The sequence below is a fragment of the Janthinobacterium algoris genome, assembly GCF_051380935.1.
GTDB lineage: Bacteria > Pseudomonadota > Gammaproteobacteria > Burkholderiales > Burkholderiaceae_D > Janthinobacterium.
The window spans coordinates 45,493-58,816 of record NZ_JBNYXZ010000010.1 but is presented as its reverse complement, the minus strand read 5'-3'; the positions used below and the strand labels follow the sequence as shown (position 1 = coordinate 58,816).

General features: G+C 66.2%; 10 protein-coding genes. 6 read left to right on the top strand and 4 right to left on the bottom strand.

The genetic code is table 11. The annotated features are described in order from the left end of the window. Entirely contained in the window at window positions 1–1,443 is a 1,443-nt protein-coding gene (locus ACQ4W7_RS16170) for a cytochrome P450 (RefSeq protein ID WP_436531733.1), read from the bottom strand. 113 nt (window positions 1,444–1,556) lie between these two features. On the opposite strand from ACQ4W7_RS16170, the gene ACQ4W7_RS16165 reads away from it, so the two are divergent. Continuing rightward, a complete protein-coding gene (locus ACQ4W7_RS16165) occupies window positions 1,557–2,414 on the top strand; it encodes a helix-turn-helix domain-containing protein (RefSeq protein ID WP_436531731.1) in 858 nt (285 codons plus the stop codon). Between the two features lie 9 nt (window positions 2,415–2,423). Here the strand turns inward: ACQ4W7_RS16165 and ilvB are convergent, their stop codons facing one another. Next, window positions 2,424–4,184 carry a biosynthetic-type acetolactate synthase large subunit gene (ilvB, locus tag ACQ4W7_RS16160; RefSeq protein WP_436531729.1) on the bottom strand — a complete coding sequence of 587 codons (1,761 nt, stop codon included), beginning with the start codon at window positions 4,182–4,184 and terminating at the stop codon, window positions 2,424–2,426. 99 nt (window positions 4,185–4,283) lie between these two features. Between ilvB and ACQ4W7_RS16155 the strand changes: the two genes are divergently transcribed. Continuing rightward, window positions 4,284–4,745, top strand: a complete 462-nt coding sequence (locus tag ACQ4W7_RS16155) for an Lrp/AsnC family transcriptional regulator (protein ID WP_436531727.1) — start codon at window positions 4,284–4,286, stop codon at window positions 4,743–4,745. 104 nt (window positions 4,746–4,849) lie between these two features. Further along, window positions 4,850–7,351 carry a TonB-dependent receptor gene (locus ACQ4W7_RS16150; RefSeq protein ID WP_436531725.1) on the top strand — a complete coding sequence of 834 codons (2,502 nt, stop codon included), beginning with the start codon at window positions 4,850–4,852 and terminating at the stop codon, window positions 7,349–7,351. On the opposite strand, the gene ACQ4W7_RS16145 is transcribed toward ACQ4W7_RS16150, so the two are convergent. After that, complete coding sequence (locus ACQ4W7_RS16145; protein ID WP_426073199.1) at window positions 7,348–8,001, bottom strand: response regulator transcription factor; 654 nt, start codon at window positions 7,999–8,001, stop codon at window positions 7,348–7,350. The genes ACQ4W7_RS16150 and ACQ4W7_RS16145 overlap by 4 nt on opposite strands. Next, entirely contained in the window at window positions 7,998–8,909 is a 912-nt protein-coding gene (locus ACQ4W7_RS16140; RefSeq protein WP_426073198.1) for a histidine kinase, read from the bottom strand. Before ACQ4W7_RS16140 ends, ACQ4W7_RS16145 begins: the two co-directional genes overlap by 4 nt. Between ACQ4W7_RS16140 and ACQ4W7_RS16135 the strand changes: the two genes are divergently transcribed. The 3 genes from ACQ4W7_RS16135 (at window position 8,908) to ACQ4W7_RS16125 (ending at window position 13,320) form a co-directional block, all read left to right on the top strand. After that, complete coding sequence (locus ACQ4W7_RS16135; RefSeq protein ID WP_426073197.1) at window positions 8,908–9,210, top strand: hypothetical protein; 303 nt, start codon at window positions 8,908–8,910, stop codon at window positions 9,208–9,210. The two genes, ACQ4W7_RS16140 and ACQ4W7_RS16135, sit on opposite strands and share 2 nt — an antisense overlap. A 128-nt stretch (window positions 9,211–9,338) precedes the next feature. Then, window positions 9,339–10,154 carry an NF038120 family PEP-CTERM protein gene (locus tag ACQ4W7_RS16130; protein WP_436531722.1) on the top strand — a complete coding sequence of 272 codons (816 nt, stop codon included), beginning with the start codon at window positions 9,339–9,341 and terminating at the stop codon, window positions 10,152–10,154. A 1-nt stretch (window position 10,155) separates the two neighbouring features. Further along, window positions 10,156–13,320, top strand: a complete 3,165-nt coding sequence (locus ACQ4W7_RS16125) for a S8 family serine peptidase (protein WP_436531720.1) — start codon at window positions 10,156–10,158, stop codon at window positions 13,318–13,320. The last annotated feature ends 4 nt before the right edge of the window (window positions 13,321–13,324 follow it).

Genomic DNA, 13,324 nt, shown 5'->3' with positions numbered 1-13,324 from the left:
TCACTGCGGCCGCGCCAGGCGCATCGTCAGGCCGATGGGCGACATCACGAAACCCATCAGTTCCTGCGCCTCGCCGCCATCGGGCGTATCGACGCCGACGATGTCGAAGCTGCCCAGCAGCATGGCCAAGGCGATCTTGATTTCCAGCAAGGCCAGATAGCGGCCGGGGCAGGTGCGTACACCGGCGCCAAACGGCATGGCGGCGCGCTTGTTGTTGGACTCGCTGCTGTCCTCCAACCAGCGCTCGGGCTGGAAGGCTTGCGCATCGGGAAAGTGCGCATCGGAGACGCTGTCATGGCGCATCACGCACCACAGCAAACTGCCTGCGGGGACGGCCACGTCCCCCACCACCGTGTCGCGCAGCGCTTCGAGCGGGATGTAGGGCGCCACCGGTTTCAAACGCATGGCTTCGCTGGCGCAGGCGCCAAGGTAGTCGAGGCTGTCCATTTGCGCCAGGGTGAAGTGCGCCACGTCGGGTGCCAGGCGCCGCACTTCCTCGCGCGCCTTCGCCAGGGCGTGCGGATGGCGTTGCAGCAGGTAAATCATCCAGGACAGCGTGTTGGCCGTTGTGTCTTCGCCGGCTAGCAGCATGGTCATTACATTGCCGGCCACGGCGCGGTCGTCCACGCCGCTGTCGGCTTCGTCGGCGGCGGCGATCATGGCTTCGAGCAGGTTGGGCGGGCGTACGCGCCGCGCGGGATCGCGCTCCAGGCGGGTACGCGCTTGCCGCACCAGGTCGGCCACGGCCACGTCCAGCGCGGCCACGTCGCGGTCCAGGCGCCGATCGACGGGCAGTTTGAAGTAGCGCCAGTACGGCAGCATCGACAGGCTGCGCCGCGCCACGGCGGGCAGGATCGCGTCCAGGTGGCGCTGGATCACGTCTTCGCCCGATTCGAGCGTATTGACTGCCGTGCCGAAGGCCAGGCCGGCGATGATGTCGACCGTGTAGCGTTTCAGGTCGCCATCGAGGCCGATTGCCTGGCCTTGCGTGGCGGCAAGATGCCAGCGTCGCTGCAGACGCTGCGCCACCGTCACCAGCGCGGGGAAATACGCCTTGATGGCGCCCGGCGCCATGCCGGCCATCACCATGCGGCGCTGGTTGCGCCATTGCGTGCCCTCGGCCAGGAACAGGCCGGGGTTGCCGCCCATTTCCTCGGACACGATATAGCTCGACAGCGGACGCCGGAAGCCGTCCGGGCGGTCGCGCAGCACGGCTGCCACGGCTTCGCTGTCGGCCACCACCAGCACCAGGGTGCGGCCGAACCAGGCGCGCACGTAGGGGCCATAGTGGCGCACCCAGCCTTCCACGTCGCGGTGGATACGCGGCAGTTTCACTTGCAGCGCGTTGCCGATGATGGGCAGGGCGAAAGGCCCCGGCAACTGGCGGATCTGGCGCAGGGTCGGGGTGGCGGCGGGCGCGATGGCGTGGTCGAGTGGGGGCATGGCGTACTCCTGGTGGATGGCGACAATGGCATCACTGTAGCGCGCTTGCGTGCCCGCGTCTTGAACGAATACGACATCGCGCGGCGCCGGAAATTGCCGGTACAATCGTCGCCATGCCTGCCGCCCCTACACCCCTGACCCGCTTGATCGCGCCACGCGCCGCGCTCGCTTCCTGTGTGCGCGCCTTCCTCGTGCGCGACACCACGCGCTGCGCGCCGTTGCCGCCAGAGCAGCGCCTGAACCGCTTTCCCGCCACGCCCATGTGCTGTCTGCTGTGGACCGTCGCGGGCGAGGTTGAGGCGGCGGCGCCCGGCCTGTCGCTGCCGGACGTGCGCATGCCGCCCGCCCTGTTCAGCGGTCCGCGCGGCTATCCGCTGGTCAGCTACAACCCCGGCCCCGTGCACTCATTCATGGTGATGCTGTATCCGGCCGCCCTGCATGCGTTGACGGGCATCGACATGGCAGTCCTGTTCGACCAGGTGCGCCCGCTAGCCCCCCTGTTTGACGCCGACTGGCTGGCGCTGTCCGATGCCGTGCTGGCCGCACCCGACGACGCGGCGCGCATCGCGCTGGTGGAAGCGTTCCTGGCGCCACGCTGGGCGGTGGCGCGCAAAAGCGGCGACCATCCGGCCGGCGCCATACAGGACTGGGTGCGCCGCCTGGGCGTGCAAGCGGCATCGACGGGCCTGGCCAGTGGCGCGCGCAATATCGAGCGCCGCATCAAGGCTTGGGCCGGCCAGCCCATGCGCACCTTGCGCCGCATGCGCCGCGCGGAGCAGTCGTTTCTCGACGCGCGCGAGGCCATGCTGCAAGGCAATGCCTCATGGAGCGATATCGCCGCCGAGGGCGGTTACGCCGACCAGGCCCACCTGTGCCGCGAGGTACGCGCCATCACGGGCTTGAGCCCTACCGAACTGGCGCGTGCCAGCCGCGATGATGAAAGTTACTGGGTTTATCGAGTGTGGAGTTAAACGGGGTTTTTACTCGGTATAGACGACGCCTTTCGTCAACGTGACTTCATGGTGGCCCGCGCCGGGGGCCATCATGGGGAAGCAGTTTTCTGCGCCATGCACGCGCACGTCGAGAAAATACGGGCCGCTTGATTCCAGGCAGGCTGCCAGCGCTGCGTCGAGTTCCTCGCGCCGGCTCACCGTGTGCGCCTGCCAGCCAAACGCCCGCGCCAGGGCGACGAAATCGGGCAGCGCTTCCATGTAGCTGTGGCTGTAGCGCCCGCCATGGATGAGTTCCTGCCACTGGCGCACCATGCCCATGGTGCCATTGTTCGACAACACCACTTTCACAGGCAGACGGTGTTGCGTGGCGGTCGCCAATTCCTGGATATTCATCAAAATCGAGGCATCGCCGCTGACGCACACCACGCACTTTTCAGGATGGGCGACCTGCGCGCCGATGGCGGCCGGCAAGCCATAGCCCATGGTGCCGGCGCCGCCCGAAGTCAGCCAGCGGCGCGGCTGCTCGACGCGCAAGTGCTGCGCCGCCCACATCTGGTGCTGGCCCACGTCGGTGGACACGATGGCGTCCATTCCGTCGAGCGCTGCCTGCAGCCGGCGCATCAGCGCCTGCGGCGCGATCACCTCCGGCGTGTCGTCGAACGCCAGGCTGTCTTGCGCGCGCCAGCCATCGATGCGCCGCCACCACGGCTGGCGGTCCGCCAGCAATCGCCCGCGCAGCTGCGCCAGCAAGGTAGTTAGCAATGCGGCCAGCACGGGCGCGCAGTCGCCGCGCAGGGCCACGTCGGCGCGCACCACCTTGCCGATGGAGGCCGGGTCGATATCGATGTGGATGATTTTCGCGCCGGGGCAGAAGGCGCCCAGCCGCCCCGTGACCCGGTCGTCGAAGCGGGCGCCGACGCAGACGATCAGGTCGGCATGGTGCATGGCCAGGTTCGCCTCCAGCGTGCCGTGCATGCCCAGCATGCCCAGGAAGGCCGGGTGCGAGGCGGGAAAGGCGCCCAGGCCCAGCAGGGTCAAGGTGCAGGGTGCGGCCGCCAGCTTGACCAGCTGCCCGAACGCGGCGCAGGCATCCGGGCCGGAATTGATGAGGCCTCCACCACCATAGAACACGGGCTGGCGCGCGCTGGCGATCAGGCTGGCGGCCCGTTCGAGGTCGCCACTGCCGGGCAGGGGGGCGCTGGCCGGCATACTGGGGGCAAGCGTCGCCGTTGCCTTGACCGGCGCCAGCTGCAAGTCTTTGGGAAAGTCGATCAGCACGGGGCCGGGCCGGCCCTGCGTGGCCTGCGCGTAGGCCTCGTGCACGACGGCCGCCGTTTCCTCTGCCGTGCGGATTTGCCGGTTCCACTTGGTGACGGGGCGCGAAATGCCCAGCGCGTCGCATTCCTGGAAGGCGTTGGTGCCGATGCTGGTGGTGGCCACCTGGCCGCTGATGCAGATGAGGGGAATCGAATCGCACAGGGCGTCGAGCAAGCCCGTGGTGGTGTTGCTCATGCCGGGGCCGGAGGTGACGAAGACCACGCCAGGCCGGCCCGTGCTGCGCGCATACCCTTCGGCCGCATGCACGGCTGCCTGTTCGTGGCGCACCAGCACGTGGCGCAAGCGGGGCTGCGCATGCAGCGCGTCGTACAGGGGCAGCACGGCGCCGCCCGGGTAGCCGAAAACGGTGTCGACGCCCAGGGCCAGCAGGGTGTCGATGAGGACGCTGGCGCCGTTGCGCGGCGCAAGATCGTGGGCGGGAGCGAGGAGGGGAGCGGGATCGGGTTTCATGGGTCTATTTTCTGCTTGCTTCGGCAGAAAAGGCTGCTGGTTTTCTCGTATAAAATGCCTACTTCAGCAAAATTTGCTGTTAAATTAGGAGTTAGCAGAATGAAGCTCGATAAATTCGACCTCGCCATCCTGACGGCCCTGCAACAGGATGCCCGTATCAGCCTGCACGAGCTGAGCGCGAAGGTGGGCCTGACCTCTTCGCCATGCTGGGCGCGCATCAAGCGCATGGAAGACGATGGCGTCATCGAGGGCTACACGGTGAACGTCAACGCGGCCAAGGTGGGGCTGGCCGACACCGTCATCGTGCAAGTGACCTTGGACGACCATTCCGACCAGGCCCTGTTCGAATTCGGCCACGCGCTGGCCATGATCCCGGAAGTGCTGGAAGCGTTTCTCGTCTCGGGCGACTACGATTACTATCTGCGCATCGCCGTCAGCGACACGCGCGATTACGAGCGCCTGCTGCGCGAGCGCCTGTATAAAATTCCCGGCATCCGCCACAGCAAATCGAGCTTTGTCTTGCACCAGCTCAAACAAAGTTACTTGCCGCTGCAGCGCTGACTTTGTTACCCCTTCCCTGCACGGCGGGAGTTTTTCCCTAGTTCATCCCTGGTGGCTGTTCGATACTGGACGCAATAAAAACCACTATAAAAACGGGGATACGCATGAAACTGACTTTATTCGCCGCCACCGCCATGGCGCTGTGCCAGGCGCAGGCCGCCGACCTTGCCGGCGACGCCAACCCGGCCTCCAGCCTGGCCACCTCGGGCGACTTGCCCACCGTCATCATCACGGGCAGCATGCCGCTGCCCAGCGTGGAGCAGCCGCGCGATACGCTGGCCGCGCCCGTGCAAACGGCCAGCGCGCAGCAGATTACCCGCAGCGGCGCGCTCGATATTTCCGCCTTCTTGCGCCGCAACCTGGGCAGCGTCTACGTGAATGAAGTGCAGAACAACCCGTTCCAGCCCGACGTCAGCTATCGCGGCTATACGGCTTCGCCCCTGCTGGGCACGCCGCAAGGGCTGTCCGTGTATCTGGACGGCATGCGCCTGAACCAGCCGTTTGGCGACGTCGTCAGCTGGGACTTGATCCCGCGCATGGCGATAGCCTCGCTGACCCTGATGCCCGGCTCGAATCCCCTGTTTGGCCTCAACACCCTGGGCGGCGCGCTGGCCCTGCAAACCAAGGATGGCCGCAGCAGCCCCGGCACCGCCATCGAGGCGCGCCTGGGTTCGCACCAGCGACGCGCCGTCGAATTCGAGCATGGCGGCAGCAATGCGCAGGGCTGGCACTGGTATGTGACGGGCAACCGCTTCAAGGAAGACGGCTGGCGCGACAATTCGCCGTCCGACGTGCGCCAGGTGTTTGGCAAGCTGGGCTGGAGCGATGCGCGCACGGACCTTGCCGTCACCGTTGCCCATGCGGACAATGCGCTGACGGGCAACGGCTTGCAGGAGCAGCGCTTGCTGGCGCGCGATTACCGCAGCGTGTACACCAAGCCCGATTTGACGCAGAACAAGTCGACCCTGCTGAACTTGACGGGCAAGCACCAGGCCAGCGAAACCTTGCTCTTGTCCGGCAATGTGTACTACCGCAAGATCGACACGCACACGTTTAACGGCGACCTGAACGACGAGTCGCTCGACCAGTCTGTCTACCAGCCCGGCGCGGCCGAGCGGGCGGCGCTGGCGGCGGCCGGCTACACAGGCTTTCCCGCCAGCGGAGCGAATGCAAGCAATACGCCGTTTCCGCAGTGGCGCTGCATCGGCAATGTCTTGTTGAACGATGAGCCGGCCGAAAAATGCAACGGCATGATCAACCGCAGCCATACGCAACAGGAAAACTATGGGCTCTCTGGCCAGTTCACTGCGCTGGCCGACCTGGCGGGAGCGCGCCATGCTGTCACGGCCGGCGCCGCCTTCGATGCCAGCCACGCCACCTTCCGCCAGACCAGCCAGTTCGGCTACCTGAACCCGGACCGCAGCATCACGCCCGTCGACTTCTTTGCCGACGGCACGGAAATCGATGACGATGGCACGCCAGTGGACAACCGGGTCGACTTGAGCGGGCGCATGCGCACCTGGAGCGTGTATGCGAGCGACAGCATTGCGTTCAATCAAAATTTGACCTTGACCGTCTCGGGCCGCTACAACCGCAGCACGGTGCGCAACCGCGACGCCATCACGCCCGGCGGCGGCAGCGGTTCGCTGGACGGCGACCACCGTTTCAGCCGCTTCAATCCCGCCATCGGCCTGGCCTATGCGCCAGCGGCCGGCATCGGCGCCTACCTGGGCTACAACGAAGGCAGCCGCACGCCGACGGCCATCGAACTCGGTTGCGCCGACCCGGAAAACCCATGCCGCCTGCCCAACGCCATGGCCGGCGACCCGCCATTAAAACAGGTGGTGACGAAGACGTGGGAAACGGGCGTGCGCGGCAAGTGGGGCGAGCTGGCCCGCTGGAGCGCGGGCGTGTTTCACGCGGAAAACCACGACGATATCCTGTTCGTGGCCGACAACCAAGCCGGCTTTGGCTATTTCAAGAATTTCGGCAAGACGCGCCACCAGGGCGTCGAACTGGCGGTGGATGGCAAGGCGGGCGCGCTGGATTTCGGCGTCAACTACACGTGGCTGCAGGCGACCTATCAAAGCCGCGAAGTGGTCAACGGCAGCGCCAACAGCAGCAGCGACGCGGACGCGCCCGGCCTGGAAGGCAATATCGTCATCACGCCGGGAAACCGGATTCCCCTGACACCCAGCCATATTTTCAAGGCGCACGTGGATGTCCAGGGAGGACGCGACTGGACGGTGGGCCTGGCCATGACGGCCGTCTCCAGTGCCTATGCGCGCGGCAATGAAAACAAGCAGCACCAGGCGGGAGGACCATCGTATCTGGGTTCGGGCAAGAGCGGCGGCTATGCCGTGGTCGAACTGAATGGCAAGTATCAGCTGACGCCACGCCTGAGCGTATTTGCCCAGGTGAACAACCTGTTCGACCGGAAATACGCGACGGCGGCCCAGCTGGGGGCCACGGGTTTCGATGCCAACGGCAACTTTGCCGCCAGGCCGCTGCCGGCCGTGAACGGCGACTATCCGATGGTCAATGCGACGTTTTATGCGGCCGGCGCGCCGCGCAGCGTGAATGTGGGCTTGCGCTACGCTTTTTAAGGGTGGATATGCTCAATGACGCCATTGCGCAGCGCAAGATGGACGAGGGCGGCGGGGCCGGGCACGTCCAGCTTTTCCTTGATGCACGTCTGGTGGTTGGCCACTGTCTTGCTGCTGACGTGTAGCAGGCGGGCGCAGTCGGCGGCGCTGCGGCCTTCGGCCAGCAGGCGGAAGATTTCGAATTCGCGCTGGCTCAGGCTGCTCAAACGCTGCGCTTCCATGCGGGCCGTGCCCTGCAGCACGCCGGGCGCGCTGTGCGGATCGAGGTAGCGCCGGCCCGCGTGGGCGGCGCGCACGGCGTCGATCAGGTGTTCCGGGTCGGCTTGCTTGCTGACGTAGCCGCAGGCGCCGCCGTCGAGGGCACGCGCGATCAGTTGCGGCGTGTCGTGCATGCTGAACACCAGCACGCGTGCAGCGGCGTCGCGGGCGAGCAGCTTGCGCAGCAATTCCAGGCCGCCGATGCCGGGCATGGACAAATCCGTCACGCAGACGTCGGGCGCGTGCTCCAGGTACAAGCCATACGCCGTTTCGCCATTGCCTGCCTCGGCTACGACGGCGATCTCGCCGCCCTGTTCCAGCAAGCGCCGGTAGCCCGTGCGAACCACCGGGTGGTCATCCACCAGCATCACGCGGATCGGGCGCATGTTCATGCGGCGCTGGCCGTCAATGGCATGGCCACTTCGATGCGCAAGCCCTTGCCCAGTGCGCTGATCCAGCGGATATGGCCGCGCAAGCCAGCCACTCTTTCACGCATGCCCAGCATGCCGAAACCGGCATCCTGCTGCCTGTCCTGGCGCAAACCCTGGCCATTGTCTTCGATGGCCAGGTGCAGCGAGCCGTGCGCATCGGCGCGCAATTCCACCGTGGCATGGTCGGCGCCGGCGTGGCGTGCCACATTCGTCAAGCCCTCCTGCACCAGGCGGTAGATGGCGGTGGCGGTGCTATCGTCGAAGTCGGCGGGGATGGCCTGCTGGGCGAAACGGCAGGCGATGCCGTGCTGCTGCGCCCAGCTGTCGCACAGCGCCTGCAGAGCCGCTTCCAGGCCCAGGCTGTCGAGCACGGGCGGGCGCAGCCGGCGCAGCATGCTGCGCACCATCGCCTGCAGCGCTTCCGCAGAGCGGGCGATGCTGGCGGCGCACGCTTGCACGTTCGCCTGGTCGCCATCGCGCGCGCGCAGGATGTAGCTGGCGGCGGCGCGGATGGCGGTGCAGTCTTGTCCCACTTCGTCGTGCAGCTCGCGCGCCAGCGCGCAGCGTTCCTCTTCCTGCGCGCGCAGCAGGCGCTGCGTGAGGGCGCGGTTTTGCGCCAGCAGCAGCGCCACCTGGCGTCCGCGTCGCACGGCAAAGCCGGCCAGCGCCAGCACCAGCAGCAGCAGGCTCAGGACCAGTTCATCGAGTTGCCAGTGCTCCTGGCGCCAGAGGGCATGCGTCAGCCGTTCGGCCAGGTTTAGCCTGGCGGCCAGCAGGAAAAAAGCCAGCGCCAGCGCGCAGCACAGCAGGAAGAACCCGCGCGGCCGGGCGCGCGCGCTTGCCTGGGCGCCAAGTTGATGGTGTTGCATGATGCTGCTCCCTAAGCACGGTCGATGTCCTTATCGTGCAAGCTTCATGCCATCGGCGCAGGGGGCGCAAGGGGGGCGTCTGGCGGAGCGCCGGCAGACCAGGCAGTGTTCCAGGATGGAACAGGTGTACCGCGATGTGACGCTGCGGCAAGCACGGATTTCGAGCTTATCTGAAGTCGCGTCGGCACGCTGGCGCGCACGCCTGGGCCGCCATGAACTGTTGTTCAAATGTAACGTTGAGATTCCTCAAGCTTTCATAGATAAAACAAAACAAAGTTTCGCAGAGTTAGATAAAAAATAAATAAATGATATTAAAAATATGATATTTATTTTATGTAATTTGCTATATTTGTTGACACTTTTGTGAAAAAGCTGAAAGTGGGCGTCAGACCTGCCGACCTATCTATCCACAACAATCAAGGGAATAGAATGAATCGTTTATCACATGCGCGGGTATCGCCCGCCACCGTCAATCCGCCCGCTACCCGCGGTCGCTCCACCGTCTTTGCCGTATTCGCCACCTTGTCCGTGCTGGCCTCGGCGCCGGCCATGGCCGGTGTCCTGAGCTTTGATAACTTGCGCCCCGACGTGTATGCAAGCGGCCAGACGCTCAATACGTCGAGCTACAACCTGCTGTTCCTGGCCGACCCGACCACGGCGGCCGGCGGCGGCGTCAGCGGCGTGGGCGCCATCCTCGATGGCCGCGCGGGCTCGTCGTGCGATATCGCTGCCTGCCCGCAGGGCGCCACCGGCAACTACCTGGCCATCCTCAACGATGGCGGCGTGAATTTCGCGCGTGCCGACCACCAGGCATTCACCCTGGCCGGTTTCGACTATTCCTTCATCGCGCCCGTGTCGGGCTTGCCGAACATGAATTGGGGCGAACTGCAACTGAGCGGCACCCTCAGCAACGGCCAGGTGATCAGCACCTCGCTGGCGTTTCCCGGCCAGGGCAGCGATGGCAATTACCATTTCCAGAGCGCTTCCCTGCTGAGCGGCTTCAGCAACTACGCCTTCACGGGTCTGACCTTCAACGCCTGCATTTTCAATGACACCGGCGCGTGCAGCAATTCCCTCGATTTCCCCGCCTTTAACCAGGGCCAGTTTGCGCTCGACAATATCAATATCAGCGCCGTGCCGGAGCCGTCGACCTACATGCTGATGCTGGCCGGCCTGGGCACCATCGGCATGCTGTCGCGCCGCCGCGCCGGCAAGTTCGCAGCTTTCACCGTGCAAGGAGCGTGAGATGAAACTACGTCCCGTTTCACTCGGTATCCTTCTGCTGGCCGCCAGCCTGGCGCAAGCGGCGCAGGCGCAGGAACGCCGCTCCTACATCGTGCAGCTGGTCGACAAGCCGGCCGCCACCTACACGGGCCAGGTCGACGGCCTGGCCGCCACCAGGCCGGCCCCGGGCGCCCGCATCGATGTGGGCGCCGCCGATGTGCAGGCCTACCTGAGCTACCTTGACACCAAACAGGCCGCCGTGGCCGGCACCGTCAGCGCGGCTGAAATCACGCACCAGTACAGCGTCGTCTTTAACGGCTTTTCCGCCTTGCTGACGGACGATGAAGTGCGGGCCCTGAAGAAGAACAGCGGCGTGGCCAGCATCAGCGCCGATTCCATCCTGCAGCTCGACACCAGCTACACGCCGAGCTTCCTGGGCCTGGACAAACCGGGCGGCATCTGGGAACAGCTGGGCGGCAAGGCGCACGCGGGCGAAGACATCATCATTGGCATCGTCGACAGCGGCATCTGGCCCGAGAACACGGCCTTTGCCGACCGCCTCGACGAGAATGGCGTGCCCAGCCACAGCGGCAACAACGTCGTGTACGGCGCGCCACCGGCCAGCTGGCAGGGCACATGCCAGACGGGCGAAGGCTTCTCTGCCGACAATTGCAACAATAAGCTGATCGGCGCGCGCTACTACCGCGCCGCCACGTCGGCGCTGCACTGGACGGAATTCTTGTCGCCGCGCGATTCCGTCGCCGGCCTGACGGGGCACGGCGGCCATGGCACGCATACGGCGTCCACGGCCGGCGGCAACAATGGCGCCCTGGCCACCTCGAACGGCGTCTCGCTGGGCAAGGCGTCGGGCATGGCGCCGCGCGCCCGCATCGCCGCCTATAAAGTCTGCTGGACGGCCGCCTCGACGGGGCGCAACGGCTGCGCCACGGCCGACAGCGTGGCCGCCATCGACCAGGCGGTCAAGGACGGCGTGAATGTCATCAACTTCTCCATCGGCCCGAACGCGGGCGGCGGCGCCTTCGACGAACCGACGGAAGTGGCCTTCCTCGGCGCGGCGGCAGCGGGCGTGTTTGTCGCCACGTCCGGCGGCAATTCCGGCCCGGCCACGCCCGCACCCGACGTGCCGGCGCCCGTGTCGCACATCAGCCCATGGCTGGCGACGGTGGCCAATTCCACCCACAACCGCCTGTACGCGGGCAATGTGATACTCAGCAACGGCAGCAAGCTGGAAGGCGCATCGAGCAATGCGAAGACGCCCGCGCTGCCGCTGATCCGGTCGCGCGACGCTGGCCTGGCCGGCGTGTTGCCAACGGATGTCAAGCTGCTGCGCTGCTTCGGCGCGGCCGATGCCAGCTCGGCGTATCTGGACCCGGCGAAGGTGGCGGGCAAGGTGTTGGTGTGCGATCGTGGCGGCAATGTGCTGGTCAACAAGAGCGCGAACGCCAAGACGGCGGGCGCGGCGGGTGTCATCATCGCCAACGTGGCCGGAGGCGCCAACACCATCATCAACCAGGCGCACGCGCTGTCGACCGTGCACCTGGCGCAGGCGCAGGGCGACGCGCTGAAGGTTTTCATGGCGGCGACGCCCGACGGCACGGCGGCCCTGGGCGAAATCCATACCATTGCCGACACCACGGTGCAGGCGCCGATCGTCAGCGACCGGTCCTCGCGCGGGCCGAACGTGGCCAATGCGAACATCCTGAAACCCGACTTGTCGGCGCCCGGCACCAACGTGCTGGCCGGCGTGACGGCCGACCTGACGCAGGCGCAGCGCGATGCCGTGGCGGCCGGTGGCGTGGCGCCGTCGGCCGAGTGGGATTTCTATTCCGGCACCTCGATGGCCAGCCCGCACGTGGCCGGCGTGGCGGCGCTGCTCAAGCAGCAGCATCCGGACTGGTCGCCCGCAGCCATCAAGTCGGCGCTGATGACGACGGCCTTCAGCACCTATTCGGATGGCTTGAACGGTTCCGTGTCGTGGGATGCCACGGCGAAGAACTCGGGCCAGCTGCCGTGGGGCCAGGGTGCCGGCCACATCGCGCCGAACAGCGCGGCCGATCCCGGCCTCGTGTATGACATGTCGGAAATAGACTATGCGCGCTTCTTGTGCGGCCTGAACCTGAAGGTCTACAGCGCAGCCACTTGCCAGGCCATCGGCAGCATCGCTGCCTACAACCTGAATCTGGCATCGCTGACGGCGGCCAACGTGCTGGGCACGCAAACGCTGACGCGCACGGTGACCAACGTGGGCGCCAGCAGCGCCGTCTACAACGTCTCGGCTAGCCTGCCCGGCTATACGGTGGCGGTGACGCCAACCAGCCTGAGCCTGGCACCGGGCGCCAAGGGCCAGTTCCAGGTCAAGCTGACGCGCACCACGGCGCCGGCCAATACCTGGACTTACGGCGCCCTGAGCTGGACGGATGGCAGGCACACGGTGCGCAGCCCGCTGACGGCGCGCGGCACCTCGCTGGCCGCCATTTCGCGGGTCAGCAGCGAAGCGGCCACGGGCAGCAAGGTGCTGACTCTGGGCACGGGTTTCACTGGCGCGCTGGTGGGCGTCAAGTCGGGGCTGGTCGAAGCCGTGCGCGAAGCGCGCACGGTCGGCCAGGCGACGACGGGCGCCGCCGCATCGGCCGCCTGTAAGGCCGGTGGCGCCACGGGTGTGAACGTGCACAACGTGGTGATACCGGCCGGTACCCTGGCGGCGCGTTTTGCCACCTACGATGCGGAAACGACGGGCGGCGCGAATACCGACATGGACATGGAGGTTTACAACGCCGCCAATGTGCTGGTCGGCAGCAGCGGCAATGAAAGTTCCAATGAGCAAGTGGAATTGCGCCTGCCTGCCGCCGGCACGTACAAGGTGTGCGTGATCGGTTTCGCGCCGCAAAACGGCCAGGCCGACTACACCCTGTCGTCGTGGGTGCTGGCGCCGGGCTTGAACAATGGCAGCTTCAAGGCGCTCATGCCGGGCACGGCCTACACGGGCGGCACCGCATCTGTCTCGTTGAGCTGGTCCAACCTGGCCGAAGGCAAGCGTCACCTGGGCGCCGTCGGCTACCAGGTGGCTGGCGTGGTACAGGGCGTCACGGTGGTGGAAGTCAATACCAATGACCCCGTGCCGCTGTTGCAGAACGCGCGTGGCGCCAAACCGGTGCTGGCTGAATAAACCG

What these genes read in the sequence shown, in the direction of transcription:
- ilvB (WP_436531729.1), bottom strand. Translation starts at nt 4,184, where the DNA reads ATGAAACCCGATCCCGCTCCCCTCCTCGCTCCCGCCCACGATCTTGCG.
- ACQ4W7_RS16150 (WP_436531725.1), top strand. Translation starts at nt 4,850, where the DNA reads ATGAAACTGACTTTATTCGCCGCCACCGCCATGGCGCTGTGCCAGGCG.
- ACQ4W7_RS16155 (WP_436531727.1), top strand. Translation starts at nt 4,284, where the DNA reads ATGAAGCTCGATAAATTCGACCTCGCCATCCTGACGGCCCTGCAACAG.
- ACQ4W7_RS16130 (WP_436531722.1), top strand. Translation starts at nt 9,339, where the DNA reads ATGAATCGTTTATCACATGCGCGGGTATCGCCCGCCACCGTCAATCCG.
- ACQ4W7_RS16170 (WP_436531733.1), bottom strand. Translation starts at nt 1,443, where the DNA reads ATGCCCCCACTCGACCACGCCATCGCGCCCGCCGCCACCCCGACCCTG.
- ACQ4W7_RS16165 (WP_436531731.1), top strand. Translation starts at nt 1,557, where the DNA reads ATGCCTGCCGCCCCTACACCCCTGACCCGCTTGATCGCGCCACGCGCC.
- ACQ4W7_RS16125 (WP_436531720.1), top strand. Translation starts at nt 10,156, where the DNA reads ATGAAACTACGTCCCGTTTCACTCGGTATCCTTCTGCTGGCCGCCAGC.
- ACQ4W7_RS16145 (WP_426073199.1), bottom strand. Translation starts at nt 8,001, where the DNA reads ATGAACATGCGCCCGATCCGCGTGATGCTGGTGGATGACCACCCGGTG.
- ACQ4W7_RS16135 (WP_426073197.1), top strand. Translation starts at nt 8,908, where the DNA reads ATGATGCTGCTCCCTAAGCACGGTCGATGTCCTTATCGTGCAAGCTTC.
- ACQ4W7_RS16140 (WP_426073198.1), bottom strand. Translation starts at nt 8,909, where the DNA reads ATGCAACACCATCAACTTGGCGCCCAGGCAAGCGCGCGCGCCCGGCCG.